The organism is Burkholderia sp. M6-3 (genome assembly GCF_050858985.1).
GTDB classification, from domain to species: Bacteria; Pseudomonadota; Gammaproteobacteria; order Burkholderiales; family Burkholderiaceae; genus Paraburkholderia; species Paraburkholderia caledonica.
The window spans coordinates 1,587,862-1,605,969 of record NZ_CP110090.1 but is presented as its reverse complement, the minus strand read 5'-3'; the positions used below and the strand labels follow the sequence as shown (position 1 = coordinate 1,605,969).

Below are 18,108 nucleotides of genomic sequence, written 5' to 3'. Positions count from 1 at the left end.
ATGCTCGCCGACGTACGGAAAATCGCCGGGCTCGCGTGGCCGGTGCTGATCGGTCAACTCGCTATCATCGCTTTCGGCGTGATCGACACGGCCATGGTGGGCCGTTACTCGGCTGTCGATCTCGCGGCGCTAGGCCTCGGCTCGTCGATTTACATCTCCGTCTACATCGGCTTGACCGGTATTCTCACCGCGCTGCAACCGATCACCGCGCAACTGTTCGGCGCACGCCGCTACCAGGAGATCGGCGAGGAAGTCCGGCAATCGCTGTGGCTCGCACTGGCGCTCACGGTCATCGGCTTCCTGATTTTGTTCTTTCCCGGCCATCTGCTGCATCTCGCGCGCGTGCCCGATGCGCTGCACGGGCGCACGGTGTCGTATCTGCGAATACTCGCATTTGGCCTGCCTGCCGGCCTCGTGTTTCGCGTCTACGGTTCGATCAGCAATGCAGTGGGCAAGCCGCGACTCGTGATGATCCTGCAGATCGGCGCGCTGTTGCTGAAGGTGCCGCTCAATACGTGGTTCATTTTCGGCGGCCTCGGCGTGCCGGCACTCGGCGGCCCCGGTTGCGCGCTTGCCAGCACGTTGATCAACTGGGGGCTCGCGCTCGTCGGCATGTTGCTGCTCACCCGTGTCGACGTCTTCACGCCGTTCGCGATCTTCAAGCGCTTCTGCTGGCCCGTCTGGCGGCGCCAGGCTGCGCAACTGCGACTGGGCATTCCGATGGGACTGTCGTATCTGATCGAGGTCACGTCGTACACCTTCATGGCGCTCTTCATTGCGCGCTTCGGCACGACGACGCTCGCAGGGCACCAGATCGCCGGCAACATCGGCGCGGTGTTGTATATGACGCCGCTGTCGATCGGCATTGCTTCGTCGACGCTGGTGGCTCAGGCGCTCGGCGCGCACCGCCCGGAGGCCGCCCGCACGTTGTCGCGCCACGGAATCATGATGGCGGTCGCCCTCGCCTGCTGTTACGGCGCAGTGCTGCTCGTGCTGCGACCCTACGTGATCAAAGGCTATACGCCAAACGCGCAAGTCGTGGCGGCGGCGCTGCCGCTCGTGCTGATCGTCGTTTGCTATCACCTGTTCGACGCGCTGCAGATCACCACCGCTTTCGTGTTGCGCGCGTACAAGGTCGCCGTCGTGCCGACCGCGATCTACGCTGTCGCGCTGTGGGGCGTGGGTCTCGGCGGCGGTTACCTGCTCGGCTTCAATGTGACCGGCGCGATCCCGCCCTGGCTGACGGGAGCGCGCGGCTTCTGGGTCGCGAATACGGCGAGTCTTGCGATCGCGGGCATCGGCTTGCTGCTTTACTGGCGCGTGGTCAGCAAGCGGCATGTGCGCGCAGGCACGACGCTGCCGCCCCAAGCGGCACATTGAGGGCGACGTTGGCGGCATCGACACTTGCCCCCCCAACAGCCATCCACAACCAACCCGCTCAATTCCTGTCTGCGCAAACCGCGCGCTTCAGCGGCGCGCGTCGCTTCTCTACCCGTTCCGTATGCTCACCCCGCATGCGTCAGGTTCTCTCCCCGCTCCGGCCGCACCTCTGACAACCCCTGATCGTGGCGCTCGAAAACCTCGCGCGCGGCGAACAGCGCGTTCAATGCCGCCGGGAACCCCGCGTACAAGGCCATCTGCATGAACACCTCGACGATTTCCTCGCGCGTGCAGCCGACGTTCAGCGCCGCCTCGATATGCACCTTCAGCTGCGGTTGCGCACAGCCGAGCGTCGCAAGCGACGCGATGGTGGCAATCTCCCGCGCGCGCAGATCGAGTTGCGGACGGCTGTAGATATCGCCGAAACCGAATTCGATCAACAGACGCCCGAAGTCCGGCGCAATCGGTGCGAGCGCGGCGATCACCTGCTCGCCAGCAGAACCGTCGATTTCCCTCAGTTTGTTCCAGCCTTGCGTGTAGCGCTCGTTTTGCGCGTAGTCCATGGTGAGTCCTTTTCCTTTTCCGAGTGTGAAAACGATGACGTGTCGTCGATCCGTCGTGACTGACTATCCGCTGCGAACGTCTGGCCAGCCGCCTCGCCTTCGTAATACGCGATTTTGTCGACGATGGCGCCAAGGTTGGCCTGCAAGTCGGCAATCCGCGCCAGAACCGCATCGCGATGCGCTACTAGAAGATCGCGGCGCGCACCGAACGTCTGCTGACCCTCGGCACGCAACGCCGCGAAGGCCTGCATGCCGGCGATCGGCATGCCAGTGGCTTTGAGGCGCATTAAAAACCGCAACCAGTCGAGGTCGGCCGGCGAATACAGGCGATGCCCCGCCTGCGTGCGGCCAACCGCGCGGATCAGCCCGGCCTGCTCGTAATAGCGCAGCGTATGGGTTGAGACGCCGATGGTGTCGGCGACCTGCCCGATGGTGAGTGCGTTCGACGTGTTCGACATGACAGGACTCAGGTTAGAACTTCGAGTGCACTCTAAGTCAAGTGCGTCGCGCTGTCATTCTCACGCGACCTCGGAGCTACGCTGGCGATGCAATGCGGTTCGATGCGAGCAATCCGGCTCACAACCGCCTTCTTGCGAGGCAAAAGGTTTAAAGATTGTTCACGACGATTTACTTGCCGTTGATCGGCCGGTATAAATCGTCGGCGGTCGCCAATAAGCGCGCGCGTTTGTCCTATGCTTAAGCGCAGCGCCTGCTGACACATCGCGTCGTCCGTTCCCGGCTAACTTTTGCCCTCAATGGAGTGCTTGCCATGCTGAAAAAGCTCGTGATGCTGTGCGTTGCCTTGATGTTCTCGCTGTCAGCGGGATTCGCGTCCGCTGTCGAAGTGAATTCCGCCGACCAGGCCGCACTCGAATCGGTGAAGGGCATTGGGCCCGTGCATGCGAAAGCGATCATCGAAGAACGCACGAAGAACGGGCCGTTCAAGGACGCCGACGATCTGGCCATGCGCGTCAAAGGCATTGGCAGCAAATCGGTAGTGAATCTGGAAGCGGCGGGGTTGACGATCAACGGCTCCTCTGCGCCGCCAACGGGTGCGAAGCCCGCGGCAAAGTCCACGGCGACGAAGACCGCGCCTGCGGCCAACACCGCTGCAACCGCGGCCACTACTGCTACGACCGCAACCCCGGCCGCCCCTGCCGACGCTTCAGGCGCAAAAGCTTCGAAGTCGTCGAAAAAAAAGGCTAAAGCCGCAGCCTCGGACGCGACAGCGGCATCCGCGCCGCCGGCCACTGCCACTGCACCCGCCGCACCCGCCGCGGCAGCCAGTTCACCTGCCGACGCATCTGGCGCAAAGGCGTCGAAGAAGAAAGCGAAGAAGAGCAAGGCCGCGTCGGCAACGGCAGCTTCGGGCGGCGCATAGAGAACCGACGCGCAGAAATCGGATCAGAGACTGACTAGACCAGCAAGGCAGAGCGCCAGCAGCGAAGTTTGGGTGCAATCCGCGCGATCCGCGTGTGACGAGCATGCCGCGCCTGCCGGCAACGCGCCTGCCTGCCCCCGACGCCGCGCAGCCGCGCGGCGCGTCACCCGCCGACCCGTCATCGACGTGTCGGCATTCAAGAGAGACCGTCATGAGCCTACTCGACACCCTCGGTTCCCTGGTTGGCAAATCGCCCGAAGGCGGCGGCCAGCAAGCGCTGATCGCCGCCGCACTCGAATTCGTCAATAGCCAGCCGGGCGGCCTGAACGGCCTGATCCAGCGCTTCCAGGAAAAGGGCCTCGGCGACGTCGTATCGTCGTGGGTCAGCAACGGCGAGAACCAGCCGATTGCAGCCGACGCTTTGCACAGCGTGCTCGGATCCGAGGCCGTCACCGGACTTGCCGCCAAAGCCGGCGTGCAACCGGATCAGGTCACCGGCCTGCTCTCGCAGATCCTGCCCCACGTGGTCAACGCGGCAACGCCAGACGGCGAAGTGCCGGCCGAAGGCAAGCTGAACGCGACCACCGTGCTTGGCGCGCTCGGCGGCCTGTCCGCGCTGTTCGGCAAGGGCACCGCGTAAAGGCACTGCGTTAGCGCGCTGATCGAGGCAAGCACTACCTTGCCTGTCCATTGAGCAGGCGAAAAAAAGCGGCAACGAAGGTAACTTCGTTGCCGCTTTGTCATGTGTGCAGATAGCGTGACACGTCGCTCGGCGTAGCGGGCTTCAAATCACATAGTACGTGGGCGAACGCGCCGCATTGATACGACGCGCCGCCACACGACATCTATTAGTGCACCACTCGCTCGAACACCAGGTTGCCATCTTCCAGTTCGACCGGAATGACGTCCTTCGGACCGAACTTGCCAGCCAGAATCAGCTTGGCGACCGGGTTCTCGATCTCCTGCTGGATTGCGCGCTTCAACGGCCGCGCGCCAAACAGCGGATCGTAGCCCACCTTGCCGACATGCTCCAACGCCTCGTCCGACACCACAAGTTGCATGTCGAGCTTCGCGAGCCGCTCGTGCAGACGCTGCAGCTGGATTCGCGCGATGGACTGCACGTTCGAGCGATCGAGCGCATGGAACACCACGACGTCGTCGATACGATTCAGGAACTCGGGGCGGAAGTGCAGCTTCACCTCTTCCCACACCGCGTCTTTCACCGCTTCCTGCGGTTCGCCGACCATTGCCTGAATGACCTGTGAACCGAGGTTCGACGTCATCACGATCACCGTGTTCTTGAAGTCCACGGTACGGCCCTGGCCATCGGTCATGCGGCCGTCGTCGAGCACTTGCAGCAGCACGTTGAACACGTCCGGATGCGCTTTCTCGATTTCGTCGAGCAGAATCACGCTATACGGCTTGCGGCGCACGGCTTCCGTCAGATAACCGCCCTCTTCGTAGCCCACATATCCGGGCGGCGCGCCGATCAAACGCGCGACGCTGTGCTTCTCCATGAATTCACTCATGTCGATGCGGATCAAGTGATCTTCCGAATCGAACAGGAACGCCGCCAGCGCCTTGCACAACTCGGTCTTACCTACGCCGGTCGGCCCGAGGAACAGGAACGAACCGTACGGACGGTTCGGATCCGACAGACCCGCGCGCGAGCGGCGGATCGCATCGGCCACCGCGCTGATCGCCTCGTCCTGACCGATTACGCGCTCATGCAGCTTGTCTTCGATCTGCAGCAGCTTTTCACGCTCGCCCTGCATCATCCGCGAAACAGGAATACCGGTAGAGCGCGACACGACTTCCGCGATTTCCTCTGCACCGACCTGCGTGCGCAACAGACGCGGACGCGTCGGGTTGTTCTGCTCCTTCGCTTCGGCCTGGGTGACTTCCTTCAACTGCGCCTCGAGGCCCGGGAGTTTGCCGTATTGCAATTCCGCGACCTTTTCCAGCTTGCCTTCGCGCTGCAAGCGCGTGATCTCGGCGCGCGTCTTGTCGATCTCTTCCTTCAGTTGCGCGCTGCCCTGCACCGCTGCCTTTTCCGCGGTCCAGATTTCTTCGAGGTCCGAATATTCGCGGTCGAGCCGCTCGATTTCTTCTTCGATCAGTTGCAGACGCTTTTGCGATGCTTCGTCCTTTTCCTTCTTGACGGCTTCGCGTTCGATCTTCAACTGGATCAAGCGACGGTCGAGCCGGTCCATCTCTTCGGGCTTCGAGTCGATTTCCATCTTGATCTTCGACGCCGCTTCGTCGATCAGGTCGATTGCCTTGTCCGGCAAGAAACGATCGGTGATGTAGCGATGCGACAGTTCCGCCGCCGCGACAATGGCCGGGTCGGTGATGTCCACGCCGTGGTGCAGCTCGTACTTCTCCTGCAAGCCGCGCAGAATCGCGATCGTGGCTTCGACCGTCGGCTCGTCGACGAGCACCTTCTGGAAGCGGCGTTCGAGCGCAGCATCCTTTTCGATGTACTTGCGATATTCGTCTAGCGTGGTCGCGCCGACGCAATGCAGCTCGCCGCGCGAGAGCGCCGGCTTCAGCATGTTGCCCGCGTCCATCGCGCCTTCGGCCTTGCCCGCGCCGACCATCGTGTGAATTTCGTCGATAAATACGATGGTTTGCCCTTCGTCTTTCGCGATGTCGTTCAGCACCGCCTTCAGGCGCTCTTCGAATTCGCCGCGATATTTCGCCCCCGCCAGCAACGCAGCCATGTCGAGCGACAGCACGCGCTTGCCCTTTAGCGTTTCGGGCACTTCGCCGTTGACGATCCGCTGCGCGAGCCCTTCGACGATCGCCGTCTTACCCACGCCCGGCTCGCCGATCAGCACCGGATTGTTCTTCGTGCGGCGTTGCAGAATCTGAATGGAACGGCGGATCTCGTCGTCACGCCCGATCACGGGGTCGAGCTTGCCGGCTCGCGCGCGCTCGGTCAGGTCGACCGTGTACTTCTTCAACGCCCCGCGCTGGCTTTCGGCGTCCTGGCTATGCACTTGTGAGCCGCCACGCACAGCGGCAATCGCGCTTTCGAGCGACTTGCGCGACAAGCCATGCTGGCGCGCGAGGCGGCCTGCCTCGCCCTTGTCGTCCGCGATCGCGAGCAGGAACATTTCGCTTGCGATGAACGTGTCGTTGAGCTTTTGCGCTTCCTTGTCCGCCTGATTCAGCAGACCCGTGAGTTCGCGGCCGATCTGCACGTTGCCGTCCGTGCCTTGCACCTGCGGCAAACGCGTGATGGCGTCGTCGAGCGCGGTTTGCAGCGCCTGAACATGCACGCCGGCGCGCGAAAGCAGCGAGCGCGCGGACCCGTCCTGCTGCGCGACCAACGCCGCGAGAACATGAACGGGTTCGATGTATTGATTGTCATGGCCGACCGCGAGACTCTGCGCGTCCGCCAGCGCTTCTTGGAATTTAGTGGTGAGTTTGTCGATTCTCATGCGAGACCTCCAATTTCGATTACCACCAAAATGAGGCGTTTTATTTAGGTTTCAAGCGCTTTTTTAACGTCGCGACAGAGTTTTTAACATCTCCCGCGAAGAAAATGCGCGGCCATGTGTCACCGCCGCGCTCAGGAAATCGATACGGGCTTGTCGCTCGCCGCCGTGACAGGCGCCAACGGCACAACCGGAATGACGTTGCGTATGCCCAGCAGCGCCGCCAGCGGACCTTGGGGACCCGCCACTTCGTCGATCGTATGGCGATCGAGTTCCGCGAGGAAAGCATGACGCGCCGCCTCGAGCGCGCCGCGCAGCCGGCACTGGGGCGTAATGACGCACGGTCGACGTTCGCCGTTCTGATCCGGCAGGCAGGCCACCAGCGCGAAGTCGCTTTCCGTTGCGCGCACGACCTCGCCGACCGTCAGCGAACGAGTTCGTCCGGCAAGCCGTAAGCCGCCGTTGCGGCCGCGCACGGTTTCCACCCAGCCGAGTTCGCTCAGCTGCTGCACCACTTTCATCAGGTGATTCTTGGAAATGCCGTACGCCTGCGATATGTCCTGAATGGTCGATAAGCCCTCGCCCCGAACCGCGAGGTATAACAGGACGCGCAGCGAATAGTCGGTGTAGTCGGTCAGTCTCATAGGTGCAGTATCACAATGAGCGCAAGCCGCGATCCGTGGGATAACCGCGTCGATGCAAGGGTTGCCGGAGGCCGCAGCTTCGCCATAAGATGCAGATGGCGCATTTTTATTATGCTGCTTGAGTAAAAGTTGGGCGTTCGCGCCCATGGTAACGTCTTCCGCCGCGCCCATTCGCAGGAAAAGCGCGCTTTTTTCAGTCCACTTCGGCGGAACGCGCCCTATTCCGGCCGTTCGTGCCGGTGCGTGGCGCGCTGTGGCGAGCGACGAGCCAATCGTCGCACACTTCCGGAACTTGCATGAAGCCTTCTTTTCCCGCCGCGCCGGTTGTCGAGCGCGCCGCCGAGCCTGACGAGGCCAATATCCGCGAGCTTGTGTACGGCTTCTACGATCGTGTACGGGCAGATCCGCTGCTCGGGCCGGTTTTCGATGCAAAGCTGGCTGGCCGGTGGGACGATCATCTGCCGAAAATGTGCACGTTCTGGGCGAGTCTGGTGCTGGGCGCAAAGCAATACCGCGGCAATGTGCAGCAGGCGCATCAGCCGCTCGAAGGGATTGAGCCGCAGCATTTCAGCCGCTGGCTATATCTGTTCCTCGACACTGTGGAGTCGCGTTATGAGCCGGCCGCCGCGGTCCGCTTCATGGAACCGGCGCTGCGTATCGCGCAGAGTTTGCAATTGAGCCGTTTCGGTTGGGACTACAAGATTCCGGCGGAACAACAGGCGTTGCTCGAACGCGTGGCGCCAAAACGCTCTGCCCGTGGCGATGAGCCGCAGCTCCCCGAGCGGCCGGCTGGGGAGCCGTTTCCGACGCGCATTATCGGGCGGGCACGTGACGAGTGACGACGAGCGGCGGTGAGTGAGGGTTAGTAGCGGCGCGAGCGGCACCCCTCATCACGCTGTCTCGCAACCCGCCGCTCATGCGACGAGCGCAGCAAACGCCTACTCCAGAGAGCCGTTCCCGGATTCAATGCCCCATCGCGCGAGCGCTGTATCGTCGGTCACACGGGCGTCCACCCAGCGCTCGCCCGCTTCGGTTTTCTCCTTCTTCCAGAACGGCGCCTGGGTTTTGAGATAGTCCATCACGAACTCACACGACGCAAACGCATCCCCGCGATGCGCGGCCGTGGTCGCCACCAGCACGATCTGGTCGAGCGGATAGAGTTTTCCCACGCGATGCACGATCAGCACCTCGATGCCCGGCCAGCGCCGGCGTGCGCTTTCCACAATTGCTTCGAGCGACTTCTCAGTCATGCCCGGATAATGCTCGAGCTCCATTGTCTCGACGGTGCTGCCCTCGTTCAGATCGCGCACGGTGCCGACAAAGCATGCCACGGCGCCTATCTTCGGATTTCGAGCGCGCAGCGCGGCAACTTCGGCGCTGAGGTCGAAATCTTCGGTCTGGACACGTACGGGCATAGCGGGCTCCTCGCGGTTCAACCGCCGGTGACGGGTGGGAAAAACGCGACCTCGCAACCGTCGGTGATGCGCGTGCCGGCGTTCGTCATGACGTGATTACAGGCCATGCGCAGCGCGCGGCCTTCGGCGAGCGTGTCGGCCCAGATGCCGCCACGCACACGCAGCCAGGCGCGCACGTCGCCGACGGTTGCGACGCCCTCGGGCACGTCGACGGTTTCGTCAGCCAGATCGAGCGCTTCACGTACGCTCGCAAAATATCGCAGTTGAATCTTCATGGGATGCCGCCGGCGTTGCCGGCCTCAATTCAGCAATTCGGAAAAAGGAATGAAACGCACGGTTTCGCCAGCGCTGATCGCATGATTGGGCGGATTGTCGATCAGACCGTCGCCCCATACCGTCGACGTCAGCACGGCCGAGCTCTGGTTGGGAAACAGATCGAGGCCACCAGCGCTGTTAATACGCGCACGCAAGAATTCGTTGCGGCGATCGGCCTTGTTCTGGGTGAAGTCCGCCCGCAACGACAGCGCGCGCGGTGCGACGGCCTGTACGCCCGCAAGCCGCAAAATGAACGGACGCACGAACAACAGAAAGGTCACGAAGCTCGACACAGGGTTGCCGGGCAGACCAATGAAAAACGTTTCGGCCGACGACGGCAAAGCGGCCGACGCCGCGGCATGCTTCGCATCAGAAGCGTGATTAGCGCTGGTCTCGCCGCTGCCCGCGCCGCGGCGCACGGCGCCGAACGCGAGCGGCTTGCCGGGTTTCATCGCGATCTGCCACATCGCGAGGCGTCCTTCCGCCTCGACGGCCGGCTTCACGTGATCTTCCTCGCCGACGGACACGCCCCCGCACGTCAGGATGAGATCGTGCGCGTGCGCGGCTTCGCGCAGCAGGTGGCGCGTCGCATCGAGACAGTCGGCGACGATGCCGAGGTCGCTCACCTCGCAGCCGAGCTTCTCGAGCAGTCCACGTAACGTAAAGCGATTCGAGTTGTAAATCGCGCCGGGCTTCAGCGGCTCGCCGGGCATGGTCAACTCGTCGCCGGTGAAGAAAACGGCAACCCGCACCCGGCGACGAACTTCCAGTTCGGCGCAACCGACCGACGCGGCAAGCCCCAACGCCTGCGGCGTGAGCCGCGTGCCGGCCGGCAGGATGACCGAGCCGCTTTGAATGTCGGCGCCTTGCGCGGTGATCCATTCGCCGGGCCGGGGGCTGTGCAAAATAGTGACCTCATCGCCGTCGGCTTCCGTTTGCTCCTGCATCACGACGGCGTCGGCACCCGGAGGCACGGTGGCTCCGGTGAAAATGCGGGCTGCCGTACCGGGCTTCAGCGGCTCGGGCGCGTGGCCGGCCGGGATGCGTTGCGACACCGAGAGACGGCGGTTGCCGTGCGTCGTCACGTCGGCGGCATGGATCGCGTAGCCGTCCATTGAACTGGTGTTCATTGGCGGGACGTCGAGCGGCGAGACGACATCCGCCGCGAGCACGCGGCCTGATGCTTCGAGCGTCGGAATGAATTCGCTGCCGATGACCGGGCTCGCAGCGCTGAGCAGGGTCGCCAATGCGTCGGCGGTGGCGAGCATCGGAGCGCGGGGCGTGGGTGTGGACATCTGGGGTTCGAAGCCGCAGGTTAAAAGAACATTGTAGCGGCCGAAGGCAGGGCCTTGTCACGCCCGCTCTTATCAGAGGGTTTCGCAGCACGCGGCGGAGTTCTGAGGCGCTCGCCGCAGCGAGTGCGGCAAGCGCGACCCGACCGGCGGCCCGGCTTCATTACTACCGGCGCGGGATGTCACGTGGGCCGCTGGCCCGCGTGACAGTCTCACTTACGCGCTGGTGTTCGCCACGATGAAGTCCTTCACGCGCTGTGCGTCGGCAGGCAGCACTTCAAAACGCTGCGGCAGCGACTCGAGCCCTGTGAACGCGGCCGGACGCTCCGGCTCGCGCAACAGCGCTTCGCGAATCGTCTCGCCGAACTTGATCGGCTGCGCCGTCTCCAGCACGATCATCGGCACGCCGGGTTGCAGATGTTCGCGCGCCACCTTCAGGCCGTCTGCCGTATGCGTGTCGATCATCGTGTCATAGCGCTGGAAGACGTCGCGAATCGCTTCAACGCGGTCGTCGTGGCTGCTGCGGCCCGACACGAAGCCGAACTCCTTCACACGAGCGAAATCGCCGCTCGCCGCGAGGTCGAAACCGCCCTTTTCCTCGACGTCGCGGAACAATTGCAGCACTCGCGCCGGATCACGGCCGAGCAGATCGAACACGAAACGTTCGAAGTTCGACGCCTTCGAAATGTCCATGCTCGGGCTGCTCGTGTGATACGTCTCCGCGGCTTTGCGCACGCGGTAGATGCCGGTGCGGAAAAATTCGTCGAGCACGTCGTTTTCGTTCGTGGCGACCACGAGTTTTTCGATCGGCAGCCCCATCATGCGCGCGATGTGCCCCGCGCACACGTTGCCGAAATTGCCCGACGGCACCGTGAACGACACGCGCTCGTCGTTGCTCTTCGTCGCGGCGAAATAGCCCTTGAAGTAATAAACGACCTGCGCAACGACGCGCGCCCAGTTGATCGAATTGACCGTGCCGATCTTGTACTTCGACTTGAACGCGTGGTCGTTCGAAACGGCTTTGACGATGTCCTGGCAATCGTCGAACACACCTTCGACCGCGAGGTTGAAAATGTTCGGGTCTTGCAGGCTGTACATCTGAGCGGTCTGGAACGCGCTCATTTTCTTGTGCGGCGACAGCATGAAGACGCGAATGCCCTGCTTGCCGCGCATCGCGTATTCGGCGGCGCTGCCTGTGTCGCCCGACGTCGCGCCGAGAATGTTCAGCGTTTCGCCGTGTTTTGCAAGCGCATATTCGAACAGGTTGCCGATCAACTGCATCGCCATGTCTTTGAACGCGAGCGTGGGACCGTTCGACAGCTCCAGCAGCGACAGCGGCGCGCCGTTCTCCACGCCGAGTGTTTTCAGCGGCGTGATCTGCTCCGCGCCTTCGTCGTCGCGCACGTTGCAATACGTTTGCGCCGTGTAGGTCTTCCGGGTCAGCGCGCGCAGGTCTTCAGCCGGAATGTCGTCGCTGAACTTCGACAATATTTCAAAGGCGAGGTCCGCATACGGCAGCGTGCGCCAACGCGCGAGTTCGTCGGCGCTGACGCGCGGGTATTCGGCCGGCAGATACAGCCCGCCGTCTTTTGCGAGACCGCCGAGCAAAATGTCGGAAAAAGTGTGGCGCTCGCCGGCTCCGGCGCCGCGCGTGGAGAGGTAGTTCATAGTTCGGCCTAGTTCAGCGCTTCCATGCGCAGCTTCGTGACTTGCGAGACGACGGTCTGCAACGCTTCGATCGACCTGATCGCCGCATTGACATTTTTTTCAACCGTTTCGTGCGTGATCAAAATGATGTCGGTCTCGCCCTTGCCGTTTGCATCGACGTGCTCCGATTCCTTTTGCAGGAGCGCGTCGATCGAAATGCCGGTGTCGGCCAGAATGCGCGTGATGTCGGCCAGCACGCCCGTCACGTCCGCGACCCGCAAACGCAGGTAGTAGCCGCTCGTCACTTCGTCGATCGGCAGAATCGGGGTGCTCGACAGGCGATCCGGCTGAAAAGCCAGATGCGGCACGCGATGCTCCGGGTCGGCCGTATGCAGGCGCGTCACGTCGACCAGATCGGCGACCACGGCGGACGCCGTCGGCTCCGCGCCCGCGCCCTTGCCGTAGTAAAGCGTGGTGCCGACTGCGTCGCCGTGCACGACGACCGCGTTCATCGCGCCTTCCACATTGGCGAGCAGGCGCTTTTCCGGAATCAGCGTGGGGTGCACGCGCAATTCAATGCCCTTGTCGGTGCGCCGCGCGATACCGAGCAGCTTGATCCGATACCCGAGTTCCTCGGCATATTTGATGTCGATTGCGGCGAGCTTGCTGATGCCCTCGACGTACGCGCGGTCGAACTGCACCGGCACGCCGAACGCGATCGCGCTCATGATCGTCGCCTTGTGCGCGGCGTCCACGCCTTCGATGTCGAAGGTCGGATCGGCTTCGGCGTAACCCAGTTCCTGCGCGGCCTTCAGCGCGGTCGCGAAGTCGAGCCCGCGGTCGCGCATTTCCGAAAGAATGTAGTTCGTCGTGCCGTTGATGATGCCCGCGATGTACTGGATGCGATTGGCCGTGAGCCCTTCGCGCAGCGCCTTGATGATCGGGATGCCGCCCGCCACCGCCGCCTCGAACGCGACCATCACGCCATTGGCATGCGCCGCTTCGAAGATTTCCGTGCCGTGCACCGCGAGCAGCGCCTTGTTGGCCGTGACCACGTGCTTGCGGTTCTTGATTGCGCGCAAAACCAGGTCTCGCGCCACGCCCGTGCCGCCGATCATTTCGGCGACGATGTCGATCGAAGGATCGTCGACCACCGCGTTGAAGTCGTCGGTGAGCGCCACGCTCGCCGCGTCAGCGCCCAGCGCCGCGGTCGCCTTCGCCGGATTGCGCACTGCAATGCGCGACACCTCGATGCCGCGGCCGGCCCGGCGTTTGATTTCTTCCTGATTGCGGCGCAGTACCGTGAAGGTGCCGCTGCCTACCGTGCCGAAGCCCAGCAGTCCAACTTTGATCGGTTCCATGCAGCGTGTTTTCGAGTAAATGTTTAAAAAGTGCCCCCAACCCTGGCGCTTCGCGCCAGGCCCCGAGGGGGTGAGAAAGCTCGGGCGGCCCGGCGCTTCTCACGAGGAAACGGGTGTCGGATGCAATGCGCCGCCGAAGCGCGAGTCGCCTATTGTGCGCTATGCCGTGTGACGTTTGCGATAACCGTCCAGAAAACGCGCGATCCGGTTGATGGAATCCGCGAGGTCGTCGACATTCGGCAGGAACACGACGCGGAAATGATCCGGCGTTTTCCAGTTGAAGCCGGTGCCCTGCACCAGCAGCACGCGCTCTTCCAGCAACAGATCGAGGATGAACTGCTGGTCGTTCTGGATCGGATAAACCTTGGGGTCGAGGCGCGGGAACATGTAGAGCGCCGCTTCCGGCTTCACGCAACTCACGCCGGGGATCGACGTGAGCATGTCGTACGCGAGCTCGCGCTGTTTGTAGAGGCGCCCGCTCGGCACGATCAGGTCGTTGATGCTCTGATAGCCGCCGAGTGCGGTCTGGATCGCGTACTGGCCGGGCACGTTCGGGCACAGGCGCATGGACGCGAGAATGCCGAGTCCTTCGAAGTAGTCTTTCGCGCTGCGGCGGTTCTCGCCGGTCAGGCCCGAAATGAACATCCAGCCCGCGCGGTAGCCGCAGGAGCGGTAGCTCTTCGACAGGCTGTTGAACGTGACCGTCAGCACGTCTTCGGAGAGCGCCGCCATCGACGTATGCTTCTTGCCGTCGTAGACGATCTTGTCGTAGACCTCGTCGGCGAAGATCACGAGGCCGTGCTGACGCGCTATCTCGATCAGGCCCAGCAGCAGTTCGTCCGAGTACAGCGCACCCGTCGGATTGTTCGGGTTGATGACGACGAGCGCGCGCGTGTTCGGCGTGATTTTCGCGCGGATGTCGTCGAGGTCGGGCATCCAGCGGTTCCCTTCATCGCAGATGTAGTGCACCGGCGTGCCGCCCGCGAGGCTCACGCCGGCCGTCCACAGCGGATAGTCGGGCGCGGGCAGCAGCACTTCGTCGCCGTCGTTCAGGAGCCCCTGCAACGCCATCACGATCAGCTCCGAGGCGCCGTTGCCGATGTAGATGTCATCCAGCTCGACGCCGTGTACGCCCTTTTGCTGCGTGTAATGCATGATCGCCTTGCGCGCGGCAAACACACCCTTGGAGTCGGAGTAGCCGGACGAGCCCGGCAGATTCAGGATCATGTCCTGAATGATTTCGTCGGGCGCCTCGAAACCGAACGGCGCGAGATTGCCGATGTTCAGCTTGATGATGCGGTGACCTTCTTCTTCGAGCCGCTTTGCGTGTTCGAGGACGGGCCCGCGAATGTCATAGCAGACATTCAACAACTTGTTGGATTTGAGAATCGGTTTCACGGCGGGCACTTCATCCTGGTTAATTGGCTTGGAGCCTCGGGCCTGCAGCTTCGGGCAAACGGGCACGGGCACCGGTAAACAACTGAACGCCCCGGGCCGGGTTCGCGGATAGGGGCAAACGGGCGCGGCCGGCGCGGGTCGGGCCGCCCTGCGCGGCCACTTCCGGCGGTTCTGTGCAGAGTCCGGTCGGAGCCCTTTGCGGCGGATTGCGCCGATGCACCAGCGAGACCGGCTAAAGCAGGCTAAAGCGCAGGCTTAAGCGGAACAAAAGCGGACGAAAGCGGGCAAAACCAGGGGGCGTGGCCGATAGACCCACCCCGGATCGTCAGCGCGGCTTGTGGCAGCGCTTGGCGAGAGGCGCCGCTGGGCGGCTGTAGGGTAGCCCCCTTTCCTCTTGGAAAAGGGGCCCCCTTGGAACTGTACGTGCGGCTTTCACCGCATACAGCTCGAGCCTACAAACAATGCTTCGTTCAAAACGGAGCCGGCTTCGTTACGACGAGTTTACCAGCGTGCACCTGCTGATGGCAGTGCGGGTGAAGCAATACACGATTGGACAATGCGTCCGACCCGCCATGCATCCGATACTCCAGATGATGATCGTGCCAGCCGGTGTCATCCGTCAGTGCACAGCCACAGTGCGCACACAACCCGCGCTGTGACATGTATAGCGTCGCCCATTGCTTCCGGTAACGCACCGACTCCCACATGCGTTCCTGACGCAACTGCTCGCCATACTGCTCCCATATCGGATCAAAGGGATGGTAGTCCCCCTTCACCTTCTTGTGCCGTTTGATAACCGTACCGTTGATCTGATACAGCTCGAACAGTCCCTTGCTACCGTCTTTCCAGACCACGGGAGCGGCAAAGACCCACTGTCGTTCACCAACGGAGCGGAAGTACTTCTGTCCCACCCAGCGGGCGTTCTTCTGCGGGTGCCGCCTCTTCGACCACCACCAGAGTCTCCGGAAAACCAGATACTCCATGCGGTTGTACGTCTGCTTGGCTACTACGGGGCTGTGATACTGCGCCCAGCCCCGCAGCATTGGGTTCAGCAGCCGGATCAGATCCTCCTGCCTAACCGTCTTGTTGCCGCTGATCGTTTCCGACACCTTGCGATAGAACGTCTGCACGTTCTTCTTGCTCGGCTTGATGAGCAGCTTCCCCGAATACTTCCGGAAATTCCACCCAAGGAAATCGAAACCTTCGTCAATGTGGACGATCCGCGTTTTCTCCTCCGACAGTCGCAGCCCCCGAACAGCAAGGAACGCTTCCACCCAAGGCTTGATCTCGCTCTCCAGCAGCTCTTTCGAGTCACCTGTGATCACGAAATCATCCGCGTATCGCACCACATTCACTTTCAGCTTCTTGGCTTTTGCGATTCCCAACTTCGCACCGAGGTACGAAACCAGTTCCCGTTCCAGCCCGTTCAGCGTCACGTTAGCCAGCGTCGGGGAGATAATCCCTCCCTGCGGCGTACCGGCCTCAGTCGCCTGTAGCTGCCCCTTGTAAATCAGGCCAGCCTTCAACCACTTCCGGAGGATCGCTCTGTCCATCGGGACATTTGCGATCAGCCAGTCGTGATTGATCCAGTCAAAACAGCCTTTGATATCCGCTTCCAGCACCCATCGGGCAGAGCCCTTCTGAGACATGGCGACGAATATCTGCGACATGGCGTCGGCTGTCGAACGATTGAGCCGGAACCCATAGGAGTTCGGATCACTCGTCGATTCCGATACCGGCTCCAGTGCCAGCAGATACAGGGCCTGCATCGCCCTGTCCCGCATGGTCGGAATGCCCAGAGGGCGCTCCTTCCCATTAGCCTTGGGGATAAAGACTCTCCTTAATGGCAGAGGCTTGTATCCACGCCGCTTCAACCGGCCGATGGCTGCCCATCGGCTCTCAGGCGAGTCCCATAGTTCACGATCGACTCCAGCCGTTCGCGCACCCTGGTTCTGCGTAACACGTCGTACCGCGTACAGCTTTGCGGACAACGTGCGGGTCAGCATCCGTTGCAAGGATTTCACCCTGCGCCAGTCACCTTCCCGCGTCGCCTTCGCAATTCGAATCTGCATCCCTCTCACGTTCCGTTCGACTCGACGCCAATCTACGGCGTACCAGTTGTCAGGCACGTGGGAAAGCGCAGATCCATCCTTTCGGACAGATACTTTCATGCTGCTCTCCTACCTTGGGTTGATCATTCCCGCAGAAGAAGGCGCATCTCCCCCAGCGGGGCAGATACACCCCGCTGGGGAACAACAGTTGAACAAGTATGGGCGCATGCGCCCATACGTCATCCATTTACTACGCACGGACGAAAACGCCCGTGTCTCACCAAGTCATAAGGTCTGTCAGCCATCTTGCGACGGTAGACCAGACGGAAGTCTGCCCGCTTTCGCGTGGGGTAATGTCTCAACCCCTATCCGGACCATTACAGCCCAGCATTCGCTTTTTCCGTCCTCCCATACCCGCACCGTCAACAGCGTTCCTTGCGGTCCGCCTGCCTGCAATACTCCGCAGGCAACGATACGGGCTTACCGCGTTCCCGGCATGTCACACGACTGACGTAGGTTCTGCCTATTCCCCGACGGTCCAACGACGACGCAATCCGACCTTCTAGCGGATTGACCGACCGCTCACCTTTTGGTTAGTGCCTATCAGCAGCTTTGGCACTGCATTATTAACGAGGTTTATCAGCAGTTCACTTACATTAACCTTATCAGTCAGCCTAGCTCCTCGACCCCATTGCTGCTAGGAGTCTCCGGATGACCACCTCACGGCAATCATCCGCCCAAAACCATCGGGGGCTACATTGTCAGAGAAGCTTCACACCCCACCGTCACCAGTGACGCATGTCCTCCTAGGCTACTGCTGGTCGCACAGCAGGTTCTCTACCTCGCAGGGGTACCCTCCTGAGAGGTTGAACAATGACAAACCGAGCTTGCGCTCGACCGACCCTGAAATCACATACTCCAATCCGCTTTGTTAGCGGAGTCGAAGCCGCTAACAGGCGGAACCTGACGGTAATCAGGTCAATGCAATTACGCACAAGAGTCCGAGGACTCCAGCGCGTCTAAGGCTACGATTCCAAGCCAGACAAGCACCCAGTTTCGTTTGCTACACAAGGGGTGGCCACAAGGTGCCACCAATGGGACGGCTTTCGCCGTCCAGTCGATGCGACTCGCGTCGCACAAAAAGTTATAATTTAGCGGATTTTGGCCGACTTCCGCAATGCACCAACCGTAACGGGACCACAACGCACCGGGACGGAA

General features: G+C 62.0%; 15 protein-coding genes. 4 read left to right on the top strand and 11 right to left on the bottom strand.

Annotation, left to right across the window (positions count from 1 at the left end; genetic code table 11):
- Positions 1-1,380, top strand: a complete 1,380-nt coding sequence (locus OH764_RS06995; protein ID WP_498848513.1) for an MATE family efflux transporter — start codon at positions 1-3, stop codon at positions 1,378-1,380.
- 125 nt (positions 1,381-1,505) lie between these two features.
- Here OH764_RS06995 and OH764_RS06990 read toward each other — a convergent pair whose 3' ends face one another.
- Both OH764_RS06990 and OH764_RS06985 read right to left on the bottom strand, forming a co-directional pair.
- On the bottom strand, positions 1,506-1,943 hold the full coding sequence (locus tag OH764_RS06990; RefSeq protein WP_498848512.1) for a carboxymuconolactone decarboxylase family protein: 438 nt from the start codon (positions 1,941-1,943) through the stop codon (positions 1,506-1,508).
- Complete coding sequence (locus OH764_RS06985; RefSeq protein ID WP_498848511.1) at positions 1,895-2,401, bottom strand: MerR family transcriptional regulator; 507 nt, start codon at positions 2,399-2,401, stop codon at positions 1,895-1,897. Before OH764_RS06985 ends, OH764_RS06990 begins: the two co-directional genes overlap by 49 nt.
- Before the next feature lie 311 nt (positions 2,402-2,712).
- Here OH764_RS06985 and OH764_RS06980 point away from each other — a divergent pair, with 311 nt between their 5' ends.
- Both OH764_RS06980 and OH764_RS06975 read left to right on the top strand, forming a co-directional pair.
- Positions 2,713-3,324: a ComEA family DNA-binding protein gene (locus tag OH764_RS06980; RefSeq protein ID WP_498848510.1), complete on the top strand. Its 612-nt coding sequence runs from the start codon at positions 2,713-2,715 to the stop codon at positions 3,322-3,324.
- A gap of 211 nt (positions 3,325-3,535) precedes the next feature.
- The gene (locus OH764_RS06975; protein ID WP_027778431.1) at positions 3,536-3,964 is read left to right on the top strand and encodes a YidB family protein; all 429 of its coding nucleotides are present in this window, start codon (positions 3,536-3,538) and stop codon (positions 3,962-3,964) included.
- 208 nt (positions 3,965-4,172) lie between these two features.
- Here the strand turns inward: OH764_RS06975 and clpB are convergent, their stop codons facing one another.
- Positions 4,173-6,770, bottom strand: a complete 2,598-nt coding sequence (clpB, locus tag OH764_RS06970; RefSeq protein WP_498848509.1) for an ATP-dependent Clp protease ATP-binding subunit — start codon at positions 6,768-6,770, stop codon at positions 4,173-4,175.
- A 131-nt stretch (positions 6,771-6,901) separates the two neighbouring features.
- Positions 6,902-7,411: an Rrf2 family transcriptional regulator gene (locus OH764_RS06965; RefSeq protein ID WP_498848772.1), complete on the bottom strand. Its 510-nt coding sequence runs from the start codon at positions 7,409-7,411 to the stop codon at positions 6,902-6,904.
- Positions 7,412-7,707: 296 nt separating this feature from the next.
- On the opposite strand from OH764_RS06965, the gene OH764_RS06960 reads away from it, so the two are divergent.
- Positions 7,708-8,250 (top strand): group III truncated hemoglobin, encoded by a 543-nt coding sequence (locus tag OH764_RS06960; RefSeq protein WP_498848508.1) that lies wholly within the window; start codon positions 7,708-7,710, stop codon positions 8,248-8,250.
- A gap of 99 nt (positions 8,251-8,349) precedes the next feature.
- On the opposite strand, the gene moaE is transcribed toward OH764_RS06960, so the two are convergent.
- The 7 genes from moaE to ltrA form a co-directional block, all read right to left on the bottom strand.
- Positions 8,350-8,826 carry a molybdopterin synthase catalytic subunit MoaE gene (moaE, locus tag OH764_RS06955; RefSeq protein ID WP_458035988.1) on the bottom strand — a complete coding sequence of 159 codons (477 nt, stop codon included), beginning with the start codon at positions 8,824-8,826 and terminating at the stop codon, positions 8,350-8,352.
- Between the two features lie 17 nt (positions 8,827-8,843).
- Positions 8,844-9,101: a molybdopterin converting factor subunit 1 gene (gene moaD, locus OH764_RS06950; RefSeq protein WP_214883610.1), complete on the bottom strand. Its 258-nt coding sequence runs from the start codon at positions 9,099-9,101 to the stop codon at positions 8,844-8,846.
- 24 nt (positions 9,102-9,125) lie between these two features.
- Positions 9,126-10,436: a molybdopterin molybdotransferase MoeA gene (locus tag OH764_RS06945; protein ID WP_498848507.1), complete on the bottom strand. Its 1,311-nt coding sequence runs from the start codon at positions 10,434-10,436 to the stop codon at positions 9,126-9,128.
- Positions 10,437-10,649: 213 nt separating this feature from the next.
- A complete protein-coding gene (gene thrC / locus OH764_RS06940; protein WP_498848506.1) occupies positions 10,650-12,101 on the bottom strand; it encodes a threonine synthase in 1,452 nt (483 codons plus the stop codon).
- 8 nt (positions 12,102-12,109) lie between these two features.
- Positions 12,110-13,441 (bottom strand): homoserine dehydrogenase, encoded by a 1,332-nt coding sequence (locus tag OH764_RS06935; RefSeq protein ID WP_498848505.1) that lies wholly within the window; start codon positions 13,439-13,441, stop codon positions 12,110-12,112.
- 159 nt (positions 13,442-13,600) lie between these two features.
- Positions 13,601-14,848 carry a pyridoxal phosphate-dependent aminotransferase gene (locus OH764_RS06930; RefSeq protein ID WP_087750974.1) on the bottom strand — a complete coding sequence of 416 codons (1,248 nt, stop codon included), beginning with the start codon at positions 14,846-14,848 and terminating at the stop codon, positions 13,601-13,603.
- A 461-nt stretch (positions 14,849-15,309) separates the two neighbouring features.
- Positions 15,310-17,010 carry a group II intron reverse transcriptase/maturase gene (gene ltrA, locus OH764_RS06925; RefSeq protein ID WP_498848504.1) on the bottom strand — a complete coding sequence of 567 codons (1,701 nt, stop codon included), beginning with the start codon at positions 17,008-17,010 and terminating at the stop codon, positions 15,310-15,312.
- Positions 17,011-18,108 lie beyond the last annotated feature (1,098 nt).